The 567-nt window shown below is 46.7% G+C and carries 1 protein-coding gene; it reads left to right on the top strand.

The window, feature by feature from the left end; all coding sequences use genetic code 11:
- On the top strand, positions 1–567 hold a 567-nt coding region (locus tag R7044_RS27095), incomplete at both ends, for a flagellin hook IN motif-containing protein (RefSeq protein WP_318141752.1).

Genomic DNA, 567 nt, shown 5'->3' with positions numbered 1-567 from the left:
ATTTGTCGCTTCAGTCGGCTAATGGCTCAAACAGCCAAGCCGAGCGTACCGCGTTGCAAGAAGAAGTCACCGCGTTAAACGATGAGTTAAACCGCATTGCGGAAACCACATCTTTTGGTGGACGCAAACTGTTGAATGGCACATTCGGCAAATCGTCTTTTCAAATCGGTGCTGCTTCTGGTGAAGCCGTACAGATTGAGTTGAAATCGATGCGTACTGATGGGTTGGACATGGGGGGCTTTAGTTATGTTGCTCAAGGGCGTGCTGATTCTGATTGGCAGGTAAAAGAGAACGCCAATGATCTGACGATGTCTTTCACCAACCGTTCTGGCGAGACGGAAAAAATCCAAATCAATGCCAAAGCCGGTGATGATATTGAAGAACTCGCGACCTACATTAATGGCCAAACCGACAAAGTGACGGCTTCTGTTAATGAAAAAGGTCAGTTACAGATCTTTATGGCAGGAGAAGAAACCGCCGGAACGATTTCATTCTCAGGAGATCTTGCGAGTGAGCTTGGGATGTCGTTGAAAGGTTATGATGCGGTCAATAACCTGAACATCACAA

Source organism: Vibrio sp. 1402 (genome assembly GCF_033340275.1).
This window is presented reverse-complemented; position numbering and strand designations above follow the sequence as displayed.